This is a genomic window from Streptomyces sp. NPDC059900, from assembly GCF_050270335.1.
Lineage (GTDB): Bacteria > Actinomycetota > Actinomycetes > Streptomycetales > Streptomycetaceae > Streptomyces.
This window is the reverse complement of record NZ_JBNNJZ010001023.1, coordinates 1-1671: the sequence shown is the minus strand read 5'-3', so window position 1 is coordinate 1671 and position 1671 is coordinate 1. Positions and strand designations below refer to the sequence as shown.

Annotated in this window: 3 protein-coding genes; 2 read left to right on the top strand and 1 reads right to left on the bottom strand. The window is 70.4% G+C overall.

Annotation, left to right across the window (positions count from 1 at the left end):
- A partial coding sequence (locus ACQKIP_RS46845) for a DUF2975 domain-containing protein (RefSeq protein ID WP_427745805.1) occupies window positions 1-379 on the top strand: 379 nt, incomplete at its 5' end.
- Entirely contained in the window at window positions 379-600 is a 222-nt protein-coding gene (locus ACQKIP_RS46840) for a helix-turn-helix domain-containing protein (RefSeq protein ID WP_365862198.1), read from the top strand. The genes ACQKIP_RS46845 and ACQKIP_RS46840, both read left to right, overlap by 1 nt.
- A 612-nt stretch (window positions 601-1212) precedes the next feature.
- Here the strand turns inward: ACQKIP_RS46840 and ACQKIP_RS46835 are convergent.
- Window positions 1213-1671, bottom strand: a 459-nt coding sequence (locus ACQKIP_RS46835) for a chitinase (protein ID WP_427745804.1), incomplete at its 5' end; no start/stop codon positions are given.

Here is a 1671-nt window from a genome sequence, read left to right as displayed (position 1 = left end):
GGACGGGTCGCTCCCGCTGACCCCGCTGCGCGTGATCGTTATTGTGGGCATGGTGTTGGGGCAGGTCATCCTGGTCAGCGTCTGGCGGCTGGTGACGATGGTGCGACGCGGAACGGTCTTCTCCCATGCCGCCTTCCGTTACGTGGACACCGTGATCGGCGCGATCGTGGCGGTCTCCCTCCTGTGGTTCGCCGTCACGGCCCTCAACGCGCCGGGCCAGCGGGCCGACCCGGGCGTCACCGTCATCATGGGCGGGATCGGCCTGGCCATCCTCGGGGTCGCGCTCATCGTGTACGTGCTGCGGATGCTGCTCACTCAGGCCGTCGCACGCGATGCCGAAGCCGCCCAGATGCAGGCCGAGTTGGACACGGTGATCTGATGCCGATCGTCGTCGACATCGACGTGATGCTGGCCAAGCGGAAAATGTCCGTGGGCGACCTCGCGGACCGCGTAGGGATCACCCCCGCCAACCTGGCGGTACTCAAGAACGGCCGCGCCAAGGCGGTGCGCTTTGCGACCCTCGCCGCGCTGTGCGAGGTACTCGAGTGCCAGCCGGGTGACCTGCTGCGCTGGGAAGCCGGCCATGCCGCGGACGGATGACGCGGCGCGCAGCCGACCGGAAGGCCCGGCATCACCGGCCTGAGACAGGGCGGTCCCCGGGAGTTCCGTATCGGCTGGTCCGGCCAGCCGGGCGGCAGGCACGCAGGGGTGGGAGACACGTCCGAGTCTTTCCGAGCCCGCATCCAGGGCGGCGAGAGTCTCCGCCACGGCGCACACGGCGCACACGGCGCACACGGCGCACACGGCGCACACGGCGATAGGGACGGCCATGACGGCACGACGTTCCAAGGCGGTAGGCGCGACAGGAATCCGGCCTGGCCTCGCTCACATCCCACCGGCCGGTCCCGTGCACGAAACCGATCGCGCCGGCACTCAGCACCATGGCTGTGCCGGCACAGGCCAGCTGGGCGCTCCGGCGCGGCGCCGGCCCAAGCGCACCGTCCGTGCCGACCACGAAGGCGAGCGGCTCGGCCGGCTCCGCCGGGTCATCGTGACCACCGAGCCGGTGCTGCTCCAGCACTGGCGGCCGGGCGGGCCCGGCACCCGGTGTTCCGATCGGCTGCTGCCACCGCAGCAGGGCGCGGGTCGCGAAGCCGGGCGGACCTGATAGGGGATCAGGGCCGCCCGGCCGTCGTGCGCGCAGCAGGAAGGTCAGCAGCTCAGGTTGGAGCCCGGCGTGGTGCCGAGGATCTGGGTGAACTGCTTGTAGCGGTCGACCCGGCTCTGGACCTGGCCGGGGTTGCCGCCGTTGCACTCCAGGCTGCCGTTGATGGCGCGGATGGTCTCACCGAAACCGCGGCTGTTGACCATGGCGTTGTGCGGCGTCATGGTGCCCGGACCCGACTGCGTGTTCCAGTACCAAAGACCGGTCTTCCAGGCGACCGCCGGGTCGCGCTCCACCAGGTAGGGGTTGCGCAGGAGGTCGATGCCGAGCGCGTCGCCCGCCGCCTTGTAGTTGAAGTTCCAGCTGAGCTGGATGGGACCGCGGCCGTAGTAGGCGGCCTGTCCCGCGGGGCAGCCGTAGGGCTGGCCGGCGTCGCAGTAGTGCGGGTAGTTGGCCTGGTTCTGCTCGACGATGTGGACTAGGCCGCCGGTCTCGTGGTGGACGTT